A 14,426-nucleotide genomic window follows, 5' to 3' on the forward strand; every position below is an offset into this window, starting at 1 on the left:
TCAATGGGGAACGGTCGCCGTTTCGGCGCTCTGCCAATCGGTGGCGGCCAGGCGCTCGAAGCCGGAGGTATCCCAGGGGCCGGCGCGCAGCGCCGCGGCGAGCTCGGCCACGGTGGGGTGATCGAAGACCAGGCCGGGTTCGATCTCGATGCCCAGCAGCTTGCGCAGCCGCGCCACCAGCCGGATCACCATCAGCGAGTGGCCACCGAGCTCGAAGAAGTCCTCGTCGATGCCGATCGGGCCGCGGCCCAGCAGCAGGCCCATGCCTTGCGACAGCACGCTCTCCAACGCGTCGCGCGGCGCGCGCGGTGCGGCGGCATCGCCATCCCGCGACGATTCGAGGGCCGATGCGGCGGCACCGGCCGCCAGCGCGACGATCGCGGCACGATCGAGCTTGCCGTTCGCCAGTCGCGGGAAGGCGTCGAGCGCATGAAGGCGCGTCGGCACCATGTGCGACGGGAGCAGCGCCTTCAGCGCCTCGCGCAGGTGCCCCGTGCGACCAGCTTGATCCGCTTGATGCGCGCGGTTCGTCGCGGTACCGGTGGCGTCGCCGCCAGACGTGTCCAGCACCACGCACGCCACCAGCTCGACCTCTCCAGCCGCGCCCTGCTCCGTGAGCACCGCGGCCTGCCGGACCTCCGGCAAGGTCAGCAACGCGACCTCGATCTCCGCTGGATCGACGCGGAAGCCGCGCACCTTCACCTGGTGGTCGGCGCGTCCCACGAGACGCCACCCGCCCTCTGCCAGCACCCGTGCGACGTCGCCCGTGGGATACAGACGTTCACCGGGATGAAAGGGGTCGTCGACGAAGGCGCCCGGCACCTCGCGGCCCAGGTAGCCGCGGCAGACCTGCGGACCTCCGACATGGACCTGACCCTGCCCGCCCGCGGGCACGAGCCGCATCGCCTCGTCCAGCACCAGGACGCGGTTGTTGGGCAGCACATGCGTCAGCGGGAGCGCGTCGCCACCCTGCAGATCGGACGCGCGGACGCGATGCACGAGCACCCCGACCGTGGTTTCGGTCGGCCCGTAGTGGTTGTGGATCGCCGTGTCGGGCGCCAGGCGCCGCAGGCGCTCGATGAGCGCGCGCGGCGCGGCCTCGCCGCCCAGCACCAGCGTGCGCGGCAGGCGCGGCGCCTCGCCTGCCGCCTCGCCTTCAAGCAGCGCCTCTAGGTGCGACGGCACGATCTTCAGCGCGTCGATACCCGCCGTCTCGACGAAGCGCGCGAAGGCGGCCGGGCTCCGCGTGTCGTCCTCGCTGGCGACGATCAGGCAGGCGCCGTTGAAGAGCGCGCCGAACAGCGCCGTGTTGCCCAGGTCGGCGACGACCGAACTGGTCAGGCCCCAGCGTCGGCTGGCGGCGAGGTCCATCGCCGCGGTGCTCGCGACGACGTAGTTCAGCAACTGGCCGTGCTCGATGGCCACGCCCTTGGGCCGGCCGGTCGATCCGGACGTGTAGAGCACATACGCCAGGTCGCCCAGCCGAGGCTGAGTGGCCGGAAGAGCACCGTCCAGCTCGCGCAGGTCGATCGCGGCCTGGCCGGCGGACGTCAGGACATCGCCAGTCAGCGTCGCCGCGCGGAACGACGGCTCGCTCGACTGCGGTGTCGCGGACAGGACCAGGGCGGGCGCGGCGTCCGACAGGAGCGCGCGACGACGGGCCTCGGGCCAGCCGGGCTCCAGCGGCAGGTAGGCCGCGCCGGCTCGCCAGGCGGCCAGCATCGCGACGATGAGGTCCGCGCCGCGCGGCAGGTTCAGCGCGACCAGCGATCCCGGCGTCACGCCCAGTGACGCCATCGCACGAGCGAGGCGGTTGGCGCGCTGGTTCAACGCGCGGTAGTCGAGCACGATCCCGCCGGCCTCGAGCGCAGGGGCCTGCGGCGACAACGCGGCCCATTCGGCCACATGCTGCGACACCGTCAGCGCGCCGACGTGGCGGCGCTCGCCCTGCGCCCCGCGCAGCAGGGCCGCGCGCTCCTCGGCGCCGACGGGATCGAGCTCGCGCACCGCCGCGTGCGGCCGATCGAGCACCTGCCCGACGAGCGTCGTGAGCTGGCCCAGCAGGCGTTCAACCGCCTGCTGCGAATGACGCAGGCCGTCGGCGTTCAGCACCAGCTCGACGCGCTCGCACCAGTGCACCTCCAGCGAGAGCGCGGCGCGATCGCCATCGCCATCGTCACCCTGCTCGACTGTACCCTCGACCGACGGCACGGACCAGCCCACGCCAGGCGCGGCGACGTGCTGCCAACGGAAGACCGCTTCCCGGTGAGACGTCGTGGCGGGCGACTCGACCGACCGGTACTCCTGAGCGTCGACGTGCGCGGCCGCCGTGGCCGCGCAGTGCGTCAACCAGTCCTCGACACGTGTGTCCCCGGTCAGCGTCACCGCCATCGGCAGCACTTTCTCGAAGACGCCGACGGCGCCGCGCATGACCTCGTAGTCGTCGCGGCAGTCGTGGCGCCAGCCGGAGAGGAACCGCTCGAAGCCGTTCAGCCGTGCGAGCAGCAGCAGCCAGACGGCGTGCAGCAGCGGCTCGGCGCCTACCGTCGAAGCGACGATGCGGGCCACCACCGTCGAGTCAAGCACGGTCCGCGCTTCGACACGGCCGGCGCGCGGTGCCAGGGGTTGCGGCAGTCGCGGACCCTGCCAGTCGGCATCGAGATCGTCCGGCACGGCAGTCCCAGCGACACCATTGCCGAGATGCGCGCGCCAATAAGTCGCGCCGGTCCGGGCCTCCTCCCCGCTCGCCAGTTCGGCGCGCCATTCGACGTACTGGCCGTACTGGAAGACCTCCTCGGCGTCGAAGCCGATTGCATCTCCGCGCTCTCCGCGCTTTCCCTGTTCTCCGCGCTCTCCGACGCAGGCCGTCGCGATCGTTGCCAGCAGCGTGCGCAGGCTGCCTTCGTCCGCCACCAGCGCACTCGCATGCAGCGCCAGCACATGCCGCGTGTCGGACACGCGTGCCAGACCTGCGCGCAAGACCTGTCCCTCGGCGATCGCCAGCGGCGCGGCCAATCGCGCGAGCCAGTCCTGCAACGCCGCCTCGTCCATGCCCCGCAGATCGGCGCTCGACCAGTCCAGCGCTGGCCGCACCGGCAGCAGCCATTGGCGCAGTCCGCGATAGCCGTCCACTGGCCCGAAGGCGGTGCGCAGCATCTCGTGCGCGCCCACGGCCTGATCGACCGCGTGACGCAGCGCGTCGCCATTGAAGCCGCCATCTGGGCCAGCAAGGTCAGCAAGGTCAGCAAGGGCCCCATCGATCGTGACGCGCGCCGTCCGGCCGGGCACGGCCGCGAGGCGCGCCGCATCGATCCCCGCAGCATCCAGGTGCGTCGCATCCAGGTGCCGGACCACCGCGCGCTGCTCGGGGCTCAATCCGCTGCTGACGATTTCCTCGGCGGGCAGGCCGGGGGTATGGATCGCATTCATCGGATCACGCCTCCCCGCCCAGCGCCGCGCGATCGAACATCGCGCCCATCGCCACGACGATCTTGCGCGGTCCCTCGTACGGGTCGCGCGCATGGGCCGCCAGCATGTTGTCCAGCATGATGATGTCGCCCTGCCGCCAATCGAGCCGCACCGCGCAGGCCTCATAGGCCTCGCCGACGATGGCCATCGTGGCGTCCGGGATCGCCGAGCCGTCTCCGAACGTGACGTGCCGCGGCATGCGGTCCAGCCCGACCAGGCCGAGCAGGTCCTCGCGCACATCCGGCTCCAGGCAGCTGACGTGGTGCAGCTGCACCTGGTTGAAGAACACCCGCTCCCCGGTCAGCGGATGCTTGACCACGGCCGGGCAGCGGGTGCGGGTCTGCAGCGTGTCGGCGTCCAGCCATCGGAAGGCGGTGCCGGCCCGCGTGAGCCGAGCCTCCACCTCCCCGCGATCGGTGGTCTTGAAGAAGTCCTGCCACGACACGTCCAGCCGCGGCGTGAAGGTGCGGACGTAGAGCAGGCCCTTGCGTTCGAACTCGTCGACGAGGTCGGCGGGCAGCCGGCGCAGCATCTCGCGGCAGTCGACGATGGGCGTCGCGCCGCCGACCGGCGACGGCAGCTCGCAGAAGAACCACTGCTTGCGTGGCCAGCGCTCCAGGTGGGCGCTCTCGTTGTGGAACAGGATCATCTGCCGCTCGGGATACGGCGTGGAGCGGTAGGTGTTGCGGCCGCCCTCCTTCTTCGGCAGGTCGCCGTAGCCGCCGAACAGCTCGGGCTCGATGGACTCGGCGAAAGCCTCGAACTCCTGCGGCGTCCTCAGCCCGAAGTTGCGGAACAGCAGACCCGCGTGCGTGAGCAGCGAGGTCTCGACGACGTCGCGGTTGGCGCGCGCCCAGGCGACGGCATCGAGGTCGGGGCGCGTGGCCTCGACGATCAGGGGGAAGGGGCGATCGTCCGCGAACGTGGTCATGCGGACGGCGGGCGCCGGGGTAGCAGCCGTTGCCGAAGCGCCGACGGCGCCTGGTCCCGCGCGCTTGCCCAGCGCGGCCAGTTTGCCCAGCTTGTCGAGCTTGCCCGGCTTGTCGACGACGGGAGGAGGAAGGGAAGACATGGTCGGCTCCTGGTGATGCGGAGGAGAAGAAGGTGGCGGGCCGGAGGACGGCTGGCTCGATGTCGATGGTCCGGAAGGCTCCAAGCCGTCCAGCAGCGTGTCGAGCGCCGTGTCCGGCTCGGCGGCGGCACGGCGCAGCAGCGTCCGCCAGTCCTGGGCGGCGGCTTCGACGGTGGCGCGCTCGTAGAGGGACGTCGCGAACACCCACTCGGCGCGGAGGCCGTCGGCGGTGTCGGTGACGAAGACGGCGAGGTCGAACTTCGAGGTGACCGGAGGCCGCGATTCGAGGCGGACCGCCAACCCGGGCAGATCGAAGCGCGCGGCGGGGGTGTTCTGGACGACGAACAGGGTCTGCACCAGCGGCCCGTGCCGGCGCGAGCGCGGCACGCCCGCCGCGTCGACGATCTGGTCGAACGGCATCGCGGCGTGCTCGAACGCCGTCAGGCCGAGCTCGCGCACCCGTGCCAGCCACTCGGTGAAGGTCTCGCCGCGCTTGTCATCGGGACGGTCCGCACTGCTGGCACCGTCCGCACCGTCCGCACCGTTGGCACCGTTGGCACTGTTAGCACTGTTGGTTCTGTCGGCACTGTGGGTGCCGTTGGTGCCGCTGTTGCGATCGACGCCGAGCCGGCGCGAGCGCAGCGGCACGACGTTGACGAAGAATCCGATCAGCGGTTCGAGCGCCGGCAGGTCGCGGCCCGCGACGTCGGTGCCGACGACGAGATCGTCGCCGCCGGTACGCCGGTGCATCAGCGCCAGGAAGGCCGCCATCATCACCAGGAAGGGCGTGCTGCCTTGCGACCGAGCCAGTCGGCGTGATTGCATCGGTCTCCGCGCTCGACATCGTGATCGACACGGCATCGCCAGCCATCGATGCGACCGCCGGTCGCTCGCGATCGGGCGGCAGCGTGGACAGCGCGGGCGCGCCGCGCAAGGCCTCGCGCCAGAACGCGGCCAGCGCCGGCTGCGTCGCGGCGAGCTGGCGCGTCTGCCATTGCGCATAGTCCGCGTACTGCACCGCCAGCGGCAACCAAACCGGCGTCGCGTTGTTCTGGATCGCCGCATAAGCGACGGTGAGATCACGGACGAACACGCCCACCGACCAGCCGTCGAAGGCGATGTGATGAACGCACAGCAACAGCACATGCCGGTCGGATGAGAGTCGCAGCAGCTCGGCACGCAACAAGGCATCGCTGGCGAGATCGAAGGCGCGGCCCTCTTGCGCGGCCAGCGCCGCGTCAACTGCGGCGTGCCGTTGCGGCTCCGGCAGCGCCGACAGATCGCGCAGCGGCAGACCGACGCGCGCGGCGGGCCGCGACACGGCGATTGGTTCGCCCTCGTCGTTCTCCGGATAGACGGTGCGCAGCACCTCGTGCCGGTCCACCAGCGCGTCGAGCGCGCCTTGCAGCGCCGCCACGTCGAGATCGCCGTCCAGATGCAGCGCAGCGGCCATGTTGTAGGCCGGATGGGCTTCGCGTGCGGCGCGCGGCGTCAGGCGCTCGACGAGCCACAGACGGCGCTGCGTCGGCGACAGGACCCGCTCTGCGGTCCGATCAACCGGAACCAGCGGAACCAGCGGAACCATCGGCACGTGGTGTGCGTGGGGAGCGTGGGGCGCTCCCGCAAGAGCGCCAGACGTCGCGGTGCCGGACATCGCGGCGGCGCGCCGCGCATCGATGCGCGCGGCGAGGTCGCGCAGCACCGGACATTCGAAAAGATCGCGCAAGCCCAGCGTCACGCCCAGCCGCGCGGACACGCGCGAAGCCAGCTTCACCGCGGTCAACGAATTGCCGCCCGCGACGAAGAAGTTCGTGCTTCGCGCCGGCATCGCGGCGTCGGAGAGCGCCAGAGATTCGTGCCAGATCCCCGCCAGGACCTGTTCGGTCTCGCTGTAGGGCAGCTGCTCCGCGACGCCTTGTCCCGCGACGGGCGACGACACGGGGTCGTCTTCTCCCCCTGACACGAAGCGACCCTCGGCATGGATCGCGAAGGCATCCAGCGTGCCATCGCGCCAGCCCTGCCGCGCCGCGGAGCGCTGGATCTTCCCGCTGGACGTCTTGGGCAGACCGCCCGGGTTGAGAAGGATCGTGACGCGCGGCGCTTCGCCGCAGTGTTCACCGACGACGGCACCGATCGCGGCCACCAGCGCCTGCGCCGTCATCGACTTGCGCGTGGCGCGCGACACCTCGGCCGCGACGCCGATGCCATCGCCGTCGGGTCCCGGCACCGCGAACGCCGCCACGCGTCCCTGACGCGCGAGATGGGGCTGGCGCTCGATCGCCGCCTCGATGTCCTGCGGATACACGTTGTGGCCGCGGAGGATGATCAGGTCCTTGATGCGACCGGTCACGTAGAGCTCGCCGTCGCGCAGGAAACCCAGGTCGCCGGTGCGAAGCCAGCGCTCGGGGCCTTGCTCGATGAAGGTCTCGGCGCTGACCTCCGGCCGTCCCCAGTAGCCCTGAGCGACGCTGGGCCCGCGCACGCGGATCTCGCCGACCTGCGCCTCGTCCAAGGCGGCGCCGGTGGCCGGATCGACGATGCGCACCTCATGGTCGCGTGCGACCGCGCCGCAACTGACCAGCCATTGAGCTCCGTCGCCCTTGGCATCGGCATCGGAAGGAGCATCGACAGACGCGTCGACCTCGACGTCCCCGGCCAGTTCCGCACGCTGCCGCTTCAGCGCCTCGGTGGAGAAGCGACGAGAGACTGCGCCGTCCGCACGTTGCCCGCCGGTCACGAAGAGCGTCGCCTCGGCCAGTCCGAAGCTCGGGTAGATCGCGCCGGCGGGGAAGCCATAAGGCGCGAAGGCCTCCTGGAAGGCGGCCACCGTGTCGGCCCGCACCGGCTCCGCGCCGGACAGCGCGATGCGCCACGCGCTCAGGTCCAACGCCGGGGCGGCGGTGCGCCCTGCCCGCTTCATCCGCTCGGCGCAGAGCCGGTAGGCGAAGTCGGGACCGGCGGTGATCGTGCCGCGATGGCGATGCATCGCCTCCAGCCAGCGCATTGGCCGGGCCAGGAAGAACGCCGTCGTCATCAGGATCAGCGTCCCGCCGGCGAACAGCGGCTGCAGCAGCCCGCCGATCAGCCCCATGTCGTGGAACAGCGGCAGCCAGGAGACATAGACGTCGCGCGCCGTGGTGCCGAGCGCCGCCTGGATCGCGCGCTCGTTGGCGATCAGGTTGCCGTGGCTCACCATCACGCCCTTGGGCGTGGACGTCGAGCCGGAGGTGTACTGCAGGAAGGCGATGTCGGACGGTCGCGGAACGTGCGGCGTCCAGGCGTCGGCCAATGCGACGTCGATGTCGTCCACGGCGAGCGCCCGCATGCCATCGGGGTTGCCGATGGCATCAATGGCGCCGATCGCGCGCATCGCGCCGGTCGCTCCGACTGCCCCGATTCCGCCGAGCTCGCCGAACGAGCCAGCCTCGATGACGTCGCGCATGCCGAGCACCGCGGCGGCGCCGGCATCGCGCGCGATCGCGGCGAAGCGCTCGAGATGCTGCGGCCGTGCGCTCTCCGGCGGGAACACCGGCACGGCGATCATGCCGGCGTACTGGCAACCGAGGAAGGCGACGAGGTAGTCGTCCGTGCCTTCGAGCGCGATCAGCACGCGCGCCCCCCGCTGCAGACCGGCGGCCTGCAGCGCCGCGGCCAGCGCGCGCGAGCGGCGACCGAGCGCCTCGTAGGTGACGGGCCGTTCGTGGCCGTCGTGTCCGGCGTCGCGTCCGCCGTCCATCCCGCCGTCCACCCCGCGGTCTCCGACCATGATCAGGGCGGTGTCCCCCTGCCTCGACGCGATGAGTCGGTCGAGGTGCTCAACGAGGGTCGATGCCGCGCCCTCGGGCGCCGGCAGGGACGAAGGAGTCGTCATCGCGGCAGGCATGTCGCGCTTCTTTCAGTGAAGGTCTCTGGGCAGCGGGGCCCGCGGCGCGTGGCGCCGCGCGGTCACGCGAAGGCGCCGGGTGCGGCGCGCGCGGGTGCGCCGACGGCGCTCAGGTGGCGGGCCAGCGCGGTCAGCACCGCGCCCTCCTGCTGCCGCACGAAGAAATGGCCGCCATCGAACCAGTCCAGCGTCGCGGGCGCCTCGGACTCGAGCGACCAGGCGGCGAGCCGGTCCGGCGCGATCTCGTCCTGGCGCCCGGCGAAGACGTGCACCGGCACGGGCAGCGGCGGCCGCGGGACATGGCGATAGCTGTCGCACACGCGGTAGTCCGCGCCGAGCACATCGAGCGTCAGGCGCAGCAGCTCCGCGTTGTCGAAGACCTCGTCCGGCGTGCCGCCCTGGCGGCGCAGGTCGGCGGCCAGCGCCTGGTCATCGCCGAGCGCCTGCTGCAGGCGCGACGTGTCGCGCCGCGACGGCGCCGCGCTGCCCGAGACGATCAACGCGCGCGGCAGGCGCTCGCCGCGCTCGCGCAGCCGTTGCGCCATGCCGTGCGCCAGCAGCGCGCCCATGCTGTGACCGAAGAGCGCGAAGGCCTGCGGCCCGCCCGACGATCCGCGCATGACCGCGGCCTGCTCGTCGCAGAGCCGGTCGGCCAGGGTCCCGAAGTCCTCGACGAAATGCTCGCCCAGGCGGCTGCCGCGGCCGGGCAGTTCCACCGGCACGATCTCGATCCAGCGCGGCAGCAGACGGCGCCAGCGCAGGTACATCGTGGCGCTCGCGCCCGCGCACGGCAGGCACAGCAGCTTGAGGGCCATCGCCTCCATGGGCCTCAGCCCGCGGTCGTCGGCTGGCCGGCCTGCTCCTGCCCCGCCATCCAGTCGCGCAGCGACTTCGGGCGCATGTCGGTCCAGGTGCGGTCGACGTAGGCGAGCACCGTCTTCTTGTCGCCGCGGACATCCGGCACCACGGACCAGCCGCCGGGAACGGCCTTCCAGTGCGGCCAGATCGAGTACTGGTCTTCGTGGTTGACGAGAACGATGAAGGTGTCGTCTTCGCGGTCGAAGCAGCTGGTGGACATGAGAACGCCTCTTGCAGGATGGGAATGTGGGCGTCCCCGCTCCCGGTGAGACCGGCGACGGGGCCCTGTCCTCTCAAGACGTTTCAGCGCGGCGGATGTTCACGCGGACCCTCCCGGGTCAGTCGCTGGCGTGGATCTTCGAACCTGGTGGCGCCGCTCAGTCGCAGGGGTCTGCGTCCCTCGATCGGCGTGCCGCCGGCCGTGTCGCGGCGTCGTCCGGATCCTGCGCGCGAGCCGGCACCTGGCCCGCGAGCGCCCACAGGCGCGTCGCCTGCTGATGCATCCGCACATGCTCGGGATCTTCGGCGAGCCAGCGCGCCAGCGCGAGCCGGGCGGCCTCGTCGAAGCGCTCGCGATCGAACTCGCGTTGCACCCACGTCCAGGCGGCTTGCCAGACGGGATCGTCCTGCTCTTGTGTCATGGGGGTTGGCGGCGGCGTGACCCGGAGTCGAAATCGCAGAGGCCGGATGACCCCTGTGGCGGCAGCTTACTCCAGGCTCGCGCGGCGCTGCGCGAGGTCCGCGCGCGGGGTCGCAGGGGTGCGCCCGGGGTGCGCGCGATGCGGCGCGTCAGTCGTCGGCCAGCAGGTGGCGGCACCCCGCGATCGCGCGCGCGGCGTCCGCGATCCAGGCGTTCACCAGCCCCAGCGCGCAGCCCATGCGCTGCGCGATCTCGCGCTGGGTCAGGCCTTCCAGCCGGTAGAGCTCGAAGGCCTGCCGCGTCTGCGCGGGCACGCAGGACAGCGCGCGGTCGATCGAGCAGATCACCTGCTTGTCGCGCATCGAGCGCTCAGGCGAAGCGGTGTCGGGGATGTCCAAATCGTCGGCCTCCACATCGAAGGAGCGGTAGTTCGCTTCCACACTGTGCTTGCGGCAGTGGTCGAGCGCCATGTTGCGGACCACGCGGCTGCAGTAGCCCAGCGGCCGGTCCGCCTGCCGGGGCGATTCCCCATGGGCCAGCTTCAGGTAGGCGTCCTGCAGCACGTCGTCCGCCTGCTCCGGCGTCCGCACGATGCCTTGCGCGATGCGCCGCAGACGCGCCCGGTTCTCGATGAAGACGTGGGCGAGCCCCGGTTCGAGGTACTCGATGGTCATGACAGTGGTACTCCCTGTGACTTCGTGGCCACTTGAATGATAATGATTCTCAACAAGGCGCGACTCTACCGTCATCGCGCGACGATTTCCGCTATCCCGCCGACCGATCAGGGGCATGACACCAACGCTTCATATCGCAACAGTTGGCGACAACACGTGCCAGGCCGAGAACGCCGTGCCGGTGCGCGAATGGCTGCACCGCCTGGCCCCGGCGCGTCTGCGGGACATCGAGCGCCTGATGGCCCCTGCGCCGCATGTGCTGCCCGCGGAAGTCGTCGGACGCGGGATCGATCTGCAGCAGCTGGACCGGCTGACGCAAGACCTGACCCTGGACGGCCTGCCGCCGGCGATCAGGCGGTCCAGCCGCTCGCGCCGACTCGGCTACCTCGGTGGCCGGCTGTGCGCGGAGACGGCCCTGCTCGCCCGCTCGGGCCGGTGCGAGGCGATCGGCACCGGCGACGGCGGCGCACCGCGCTGGCCGGACGGCGTCGTCGGCTCGATCGCCCACACGCGCGATGGCGCCTGGGCGGCGGTCGCCGCCAGCGCCGAGTGGCTGCGGGTGGGAATCGACAGCGAATGCATCGTCGACGAGAACGGCAGCCGCGACATCGTCGCGCTCTGCTGCACCCCGCGTGAGCGTGCGAGGTGGTTCCCGGCGGGCGCGGACCCGCTGCGGGCCACGCTGCTCTTCTCGGCCAAGGAGAGCGTCTACAAGGCCATCCATCCGCTCGTGAAGCGCTTCGTCGAATTCGACGAGATGGAGTGGATCGACGTCAGCGGGAACCGTGAGGACGGCTCCGCGCCGCTCAGCCTGCGATTCCGCCCGACGCCGGACGGGCCGCTCGACGGGCGGGTCCATGAGCTGCTCGTGCAGGCCCGGGTGACGGGCGATCAGGTGCACACGTCGGTCGCCGAGCCCCGAGCCTGAAGCACCGCCATCCTTGCCGCGCAGTCGAGAATTCCTCGCATTTGCGAATTGCTTGCATTTACACTGCGCCGCTTCAACATTCGCACGACCTCGCCCGATGTCTCTGCTCTACCTCGCGCTGGCGGTCGCCGCGGCGATCGCCTTCTATCTGGGAAGCCGGCATCAGAGCCTGCGCGCGGTGGCCCGCCCGGGACGTCTGCGCACGGCGGGCTGGCTGCTGCTGGCCCTGGCCTGGGGCGCGGCCTGGCGCGCGCTGGGCGTCTGGGGCGGCGGTTTCGCGATGCTCACGGCCTTCATGCTGGCCGCCGTGGCCCTGCCGTATTTCAACGCCTGGCTCAACGCCTGGCTCAACGCCTGGCTGGCGCGGCGCAAGGACGGGGAGGCGCGTCATGTGGGGTAAATCGCTCGCCGCCGCGCTGCTGGGCCTGCCGTTGACGGCCGCCGTGATCGGCCTCGTCACCCTGAGCTGGCCTGGCCGTTCCCAGGTCATCACCCTGCCCTGGCTGCTGATGTCGTTCCCGCTCTGGATCGGCGTGATGTCGGCGGCCTTCGCCGCGCGCAGCGGTCGCCGCGCCTGGGCATGGCTGGGGGGACTCACGGTGCTCGGCTACGCGCTGCTGCACGGGCTCAAGCTGCTGGGCTGGATCCAGGTCGTCGCATGATGAAGATGAAGCTCAATCCCGCCACCCTGCGCAGCTTCCTGGCGCTGCACACCTGGGTGGGCCTCGCGGCCGGACTGCTGCTGTTCATCGCGTTCTACGCCGGCGCGATCACGGTGTTCACGCACGAGCTCGACGGCTGGCGCCGCCCCTCGGGCGAGGTGAACGAGGCCGACAAGCTCGCCCGGGCGCAGGTGCTGCTCGACAAGGTGCAGCTCGCGCATCCGCATTCGCACAACCTGAAGCTGCAGCTGGAGCCGGCCAATCCCGAGCTGGACTGGTACAACGAGAACTACTCCGAGCACCGCCGTTATGTGCTCGACGAGTCCGGGCAAGTCCTGACCCCGGCGGCCGCGCATGGCGGCTTCATCCAGCTGATCTACCAGCTGCACTACACGGCCGGACTGCCCGCGCCGTGGGGCACCTACCTCTTCGGCGTCGCCTGCGTGCTCTATGGGCTGGCCCTGGTCAGTGGCATCGTCATCCACGCGCCGCTGTTGTTGAAGGACCTCTTCGCCCTGCGCGCCGGACGCAACCTCAAGCGCCTGTGGCAGGACGCGCACAACGTGATCGGTCTGCTGTCGCTGCCCTTCCATGTGATCTTCGCGTGGAGCGGCGCGGTGCTCGCGATCGGTTACCTGATGCTGGCGCCGTTCCAGTTCTTCGTGTTCGAGGGCAAGCTGCTGAAGATCATCAAGCCGGATCTGCAGGTGGCGGCGCACGTGGAGGCGGAAGAGTCCCCCGCGTCCCCTGCTCCCGCTGACCGAGCTGCTGCGTCGCGGTCAGGCGCAGGTGCCGGGCTTCCAGCCCGACGAGGTGTCGTTCCACGACCCGGGCGACGCCAACGCGCAGGTCACGCTGGTGGGCCTGGTGGACCAGAAGAGCCTCAGCCGCCGCGTGGCCGTGGCCTTGAACGGCGCCACGGGCGAGGTGCTCGGCGTGGATCAACCGAGCACTTACACCCCGGGCAAGCGCTTCCTGAACGGGCTGACCTCGCTGCACTACGGCAACTTCGGCGACACGCTGCTGAAGTGGCTGTACTTCGTGCTGGGGCTGGCGGGGGCCTTCCTCTTCTACAGCGGCAACCTGCTGTACATCGAGTCGCGTCGCCGCCATCAGCAGACGGAGCAGGCGCGCGGTCCGCGGCTCATGGCGAAGTTGACGCTCGGCGTCTGCCTGGGCTGCATCGCGGGGGTGTCCGCGCTGTTCCTGTCCGGCGCGCTGTTGCGGGACCAGTGGGACCGGCCGGTCTACTTCGGCGTCTTCTTCGCGAGCATGGCCTGGGCCTTCCTTCGCGCGCCGGCGCGAGCGGGGCACGAGCTGCTGTGGCTCTGCGCGGTGCTGACCGCGGCCATTCCGGCTGCGGCGTGGGTGGCGACGGGCGTCTCGCCGTTGGCGGCGCTGCTGGACGGTCATTCGCACCGGCTCTTCGTGGACCTGATGGCCGTGCTGCTGGCCGGGGCGTTCGCGCGGATGGCGGGGGCGACGCTGAGGCGCGGGCTCAACGGGCCGGCGAACAGTGTCTGGGCGCTGGCGCCCCGGCGGGACGTGGTGCCGGTGGCCACCGCCTGAAGGCGGCGGTCCCCGTCGAGCGCGGTCACAATCCGCCCATGATCACCTGCCACCTCCGCTACGTCCTCGACCCCTACAAGCTCAAGGAGTTCGAGCACTACGGCAAGCTGTGGATCCCGCTCGTGCGCAAGTTCGGCGGGGTGCACCACGGTTATTTGCTGCCCTCGGAGGGCGCGAACAACATCGCGCTCGCGTCCTTTTCCTTCCCGTCGCTCGCCGCGTACGAGGAGTACCGGATCAAGTCCTTCGAGAATCCGGAATGCCAGGCGGCCTTCCGCTACGCCGAGGAGACGCGCTGCATCCTCAGCTATGAGCGCACGTTCTTCCGGCCTGTGTTCGAGTGAACCTGGGTCGGAGGGAGCGTCCCCTGAGGCCGGGGCCACTTGTTGCCCTTCGCGACCTCCTGCCCGCCTGCAGTCCGGGCAGACCGGAGCAGCAAGGCCTCGCGCAACCCTCGTTGCGCATCAGGTTTTCATGCGGACGCAACCTTCAATCTAGGGACTCGTCCCTCTTGTCGCCGCGTTCCGCACTGCAAGTCCTTCCTCCTCCTTTGTGATGATGACGCTGCCAGTCTGACGGTCCATCGTCCCCGCCAAACGCCCGCGTCGCACCCGTGACCGGGCTGGGGACGGAGGCGAAACGCCGACCGGCCCCACACAGCTGGGAGGCCGT

Annotated in this window: 10 protein-coding genes and 2 pseudogenes; 5 read left to right on the forward strand and 7 right to left on the reverse strand. The window is 70.9% G+C overall.

The genetic code is table 11. From position 1 onward, the window contains the following. The 7 genes and pseudogenes from ACFJIX_RS23440 to ACFJIX_RS23470 all read right to left on the reverse strand — a co-directional run bounded on the left by ACFJIX_RS23440 (nt 1) and on the right by ACFJIX_RS23470 (nt 10,595). Nucleotides 1–3,429 carry an amino acid adenylation domain-containing protein gene (locus ACFJIX_RS23440; protein ID WP_377155076.1) on the reverse strand — a complete coding sequence of 1,143 codons (3,429 nt, stop codon included), beginning with the start codon at nt 3,427–3,429 and terminating at the stop codon, nt 1–3. Nucleotides 3,430–3,433: 4 nt separating this feature from the next. Further along, entirely contained in the window at nt 3,434–5,314 is a 1,881-nt protein-coding gene (locus tag ACFJIX_RS23445) for a TauD/TfdA family dioxygenase (RefSeq protein ID WP_377155077.1), read from the reverse strand. 52 nt (nt 5,315–5,366) lie between these two features. Continuing rightward, nucleotides 5,367–8,423 (reverse strand): annotated as a pseudogene (locus ACFJIX_RS23450) (AMP-binding protein); the annotation flags it as partial. A gap of 62 nt (nt 8,424–8,485) precedes the next feature. Then, entirely contained in the window at nt 8,486–9,238 is a 753-nt protein-coding gene (locus tag ACFJIX_RS23455; protein WP_377155078.1) for a thioesterase II family protein, read from the reverse strand. 14 nt (nt 9,239–9,252) lie between these two features. Then, the gene (locus tag ACFJIX_RS23460; RefSeq protein WP_377155079.1) at nt 9,253–9,501 is read right to left on the reverse strand and encodes an MbtH family protein; all 249 of its coding nucleotides are present in this window, start codon (nt 9,499–9,501) and stop codon (nt 9,253–9,255) included. A 157-nt stretch (nt 9,502–9,658) separates the two neighbouring features. After that, the gene (locus ACFJIX_RS23465) at nt 9,659–9,922 is read right to left on the reverse strand and encodes a DUF4880 domain-containing protein (protein ID WP_377155080.1); all 264 of its coding nucleotides are present in this window, start codon (nt 9,920–9,922) and stop codon (nt 9,659–9,661) included. Between the two features lie 148 nt (nt 9,923–10,070). Next, nucleotides 10,071–10,595, reverse strand: coding sequence for a sigma-70 family RNA polymerase sigma factor (locus ACFJIX_RS23470; RefSeq protein ID WP_377155081.1), 525 nt, complete (start codon nt 10,593–10,595; stop codon nt 10,071–10,073). A 115-nt stretch (nt 10,596–10,710) separates the two neighbouring features. On the opposite strand from ACFJIX_RS23470, the gene ACFJIX_RS23475 reads away from it, so the two are divergent. The 5 genes and pseudogenes from ACFJIX_RS23475 to ACFJIX_RS23495 all read left to right on the forward strand — a co-directional run bounded on the left by ACFJIX_RS23475 (nt 10,711) and on the right by ACFJIX_RS23495 (nt 14,098). Further along, nucleotides 10,711–11,523 (forward strand): 4'-phosphopantetheinyl transferase, encoded by an 813-nt coding sequence (locus ACFJIX_RS23475; protein WP_377155082.1) that lies wholly within the window; start codon nt 10,711–10,713, stop codon nt 11,521–11,523. 97 nt (nt 11,524–11,620) lie between these two features. Continuing rightward, entirely contained in the window at nt 11,621–11,923 is a 303-nt protein-coding gene (locus tag ACFJIX_RS23480; protein ID WP_377155083.1) for a hypothetical protein, read from the forward strand. Beyond that, a complete protein-coding gene (locus ACFJIX_RS23485; protein WP_377155084.1) occupies nt 11,913–12,185 on the forward strand; it encodes a hypothetical protein in 273 nt (90 codons plus the stop codon). The genes ACFJIX_RS23480 and ACFJIX_RS23485 overlap by 11 nt, the downstream gene beginning before the upstream one ends. A 5-nt stretch (nt 12,186–12,190) precedes the next feature. Then, nucleotides 12,191–13,754, forward strand: a pseudogene (locus ACFJIX_RS23490) (PepSY-associated TM helix domain-containing protein). A gap of 38 nt (nt 13,755–13,792) precedes the next feature. After that, nucleotides 13,793–14,098 (forward strand): NIPSNAP family protein, encoded by a 306-nt coding sequence (locus ACFJIX_RS23495; RefSeq protein ID WP_377155085.1) that lies wholly within the window; start codon nt 13,793–13,795, stop codon nt 14,096–14,098. Nucleotides 14,099–14,426 lie beyond the last annotated feature (328 nt).

This window comes from Roseateles sp. UC29_93 (genome assembly GCF_042695725.1).
Taxonomy (GTDB): domain Bacteria; phylum Pseudomonadota; class Gammaproteobacteria; order Burkholderiales; family Burkholderiaceae_C; genus Roseateles; species Roseateles noduli_A.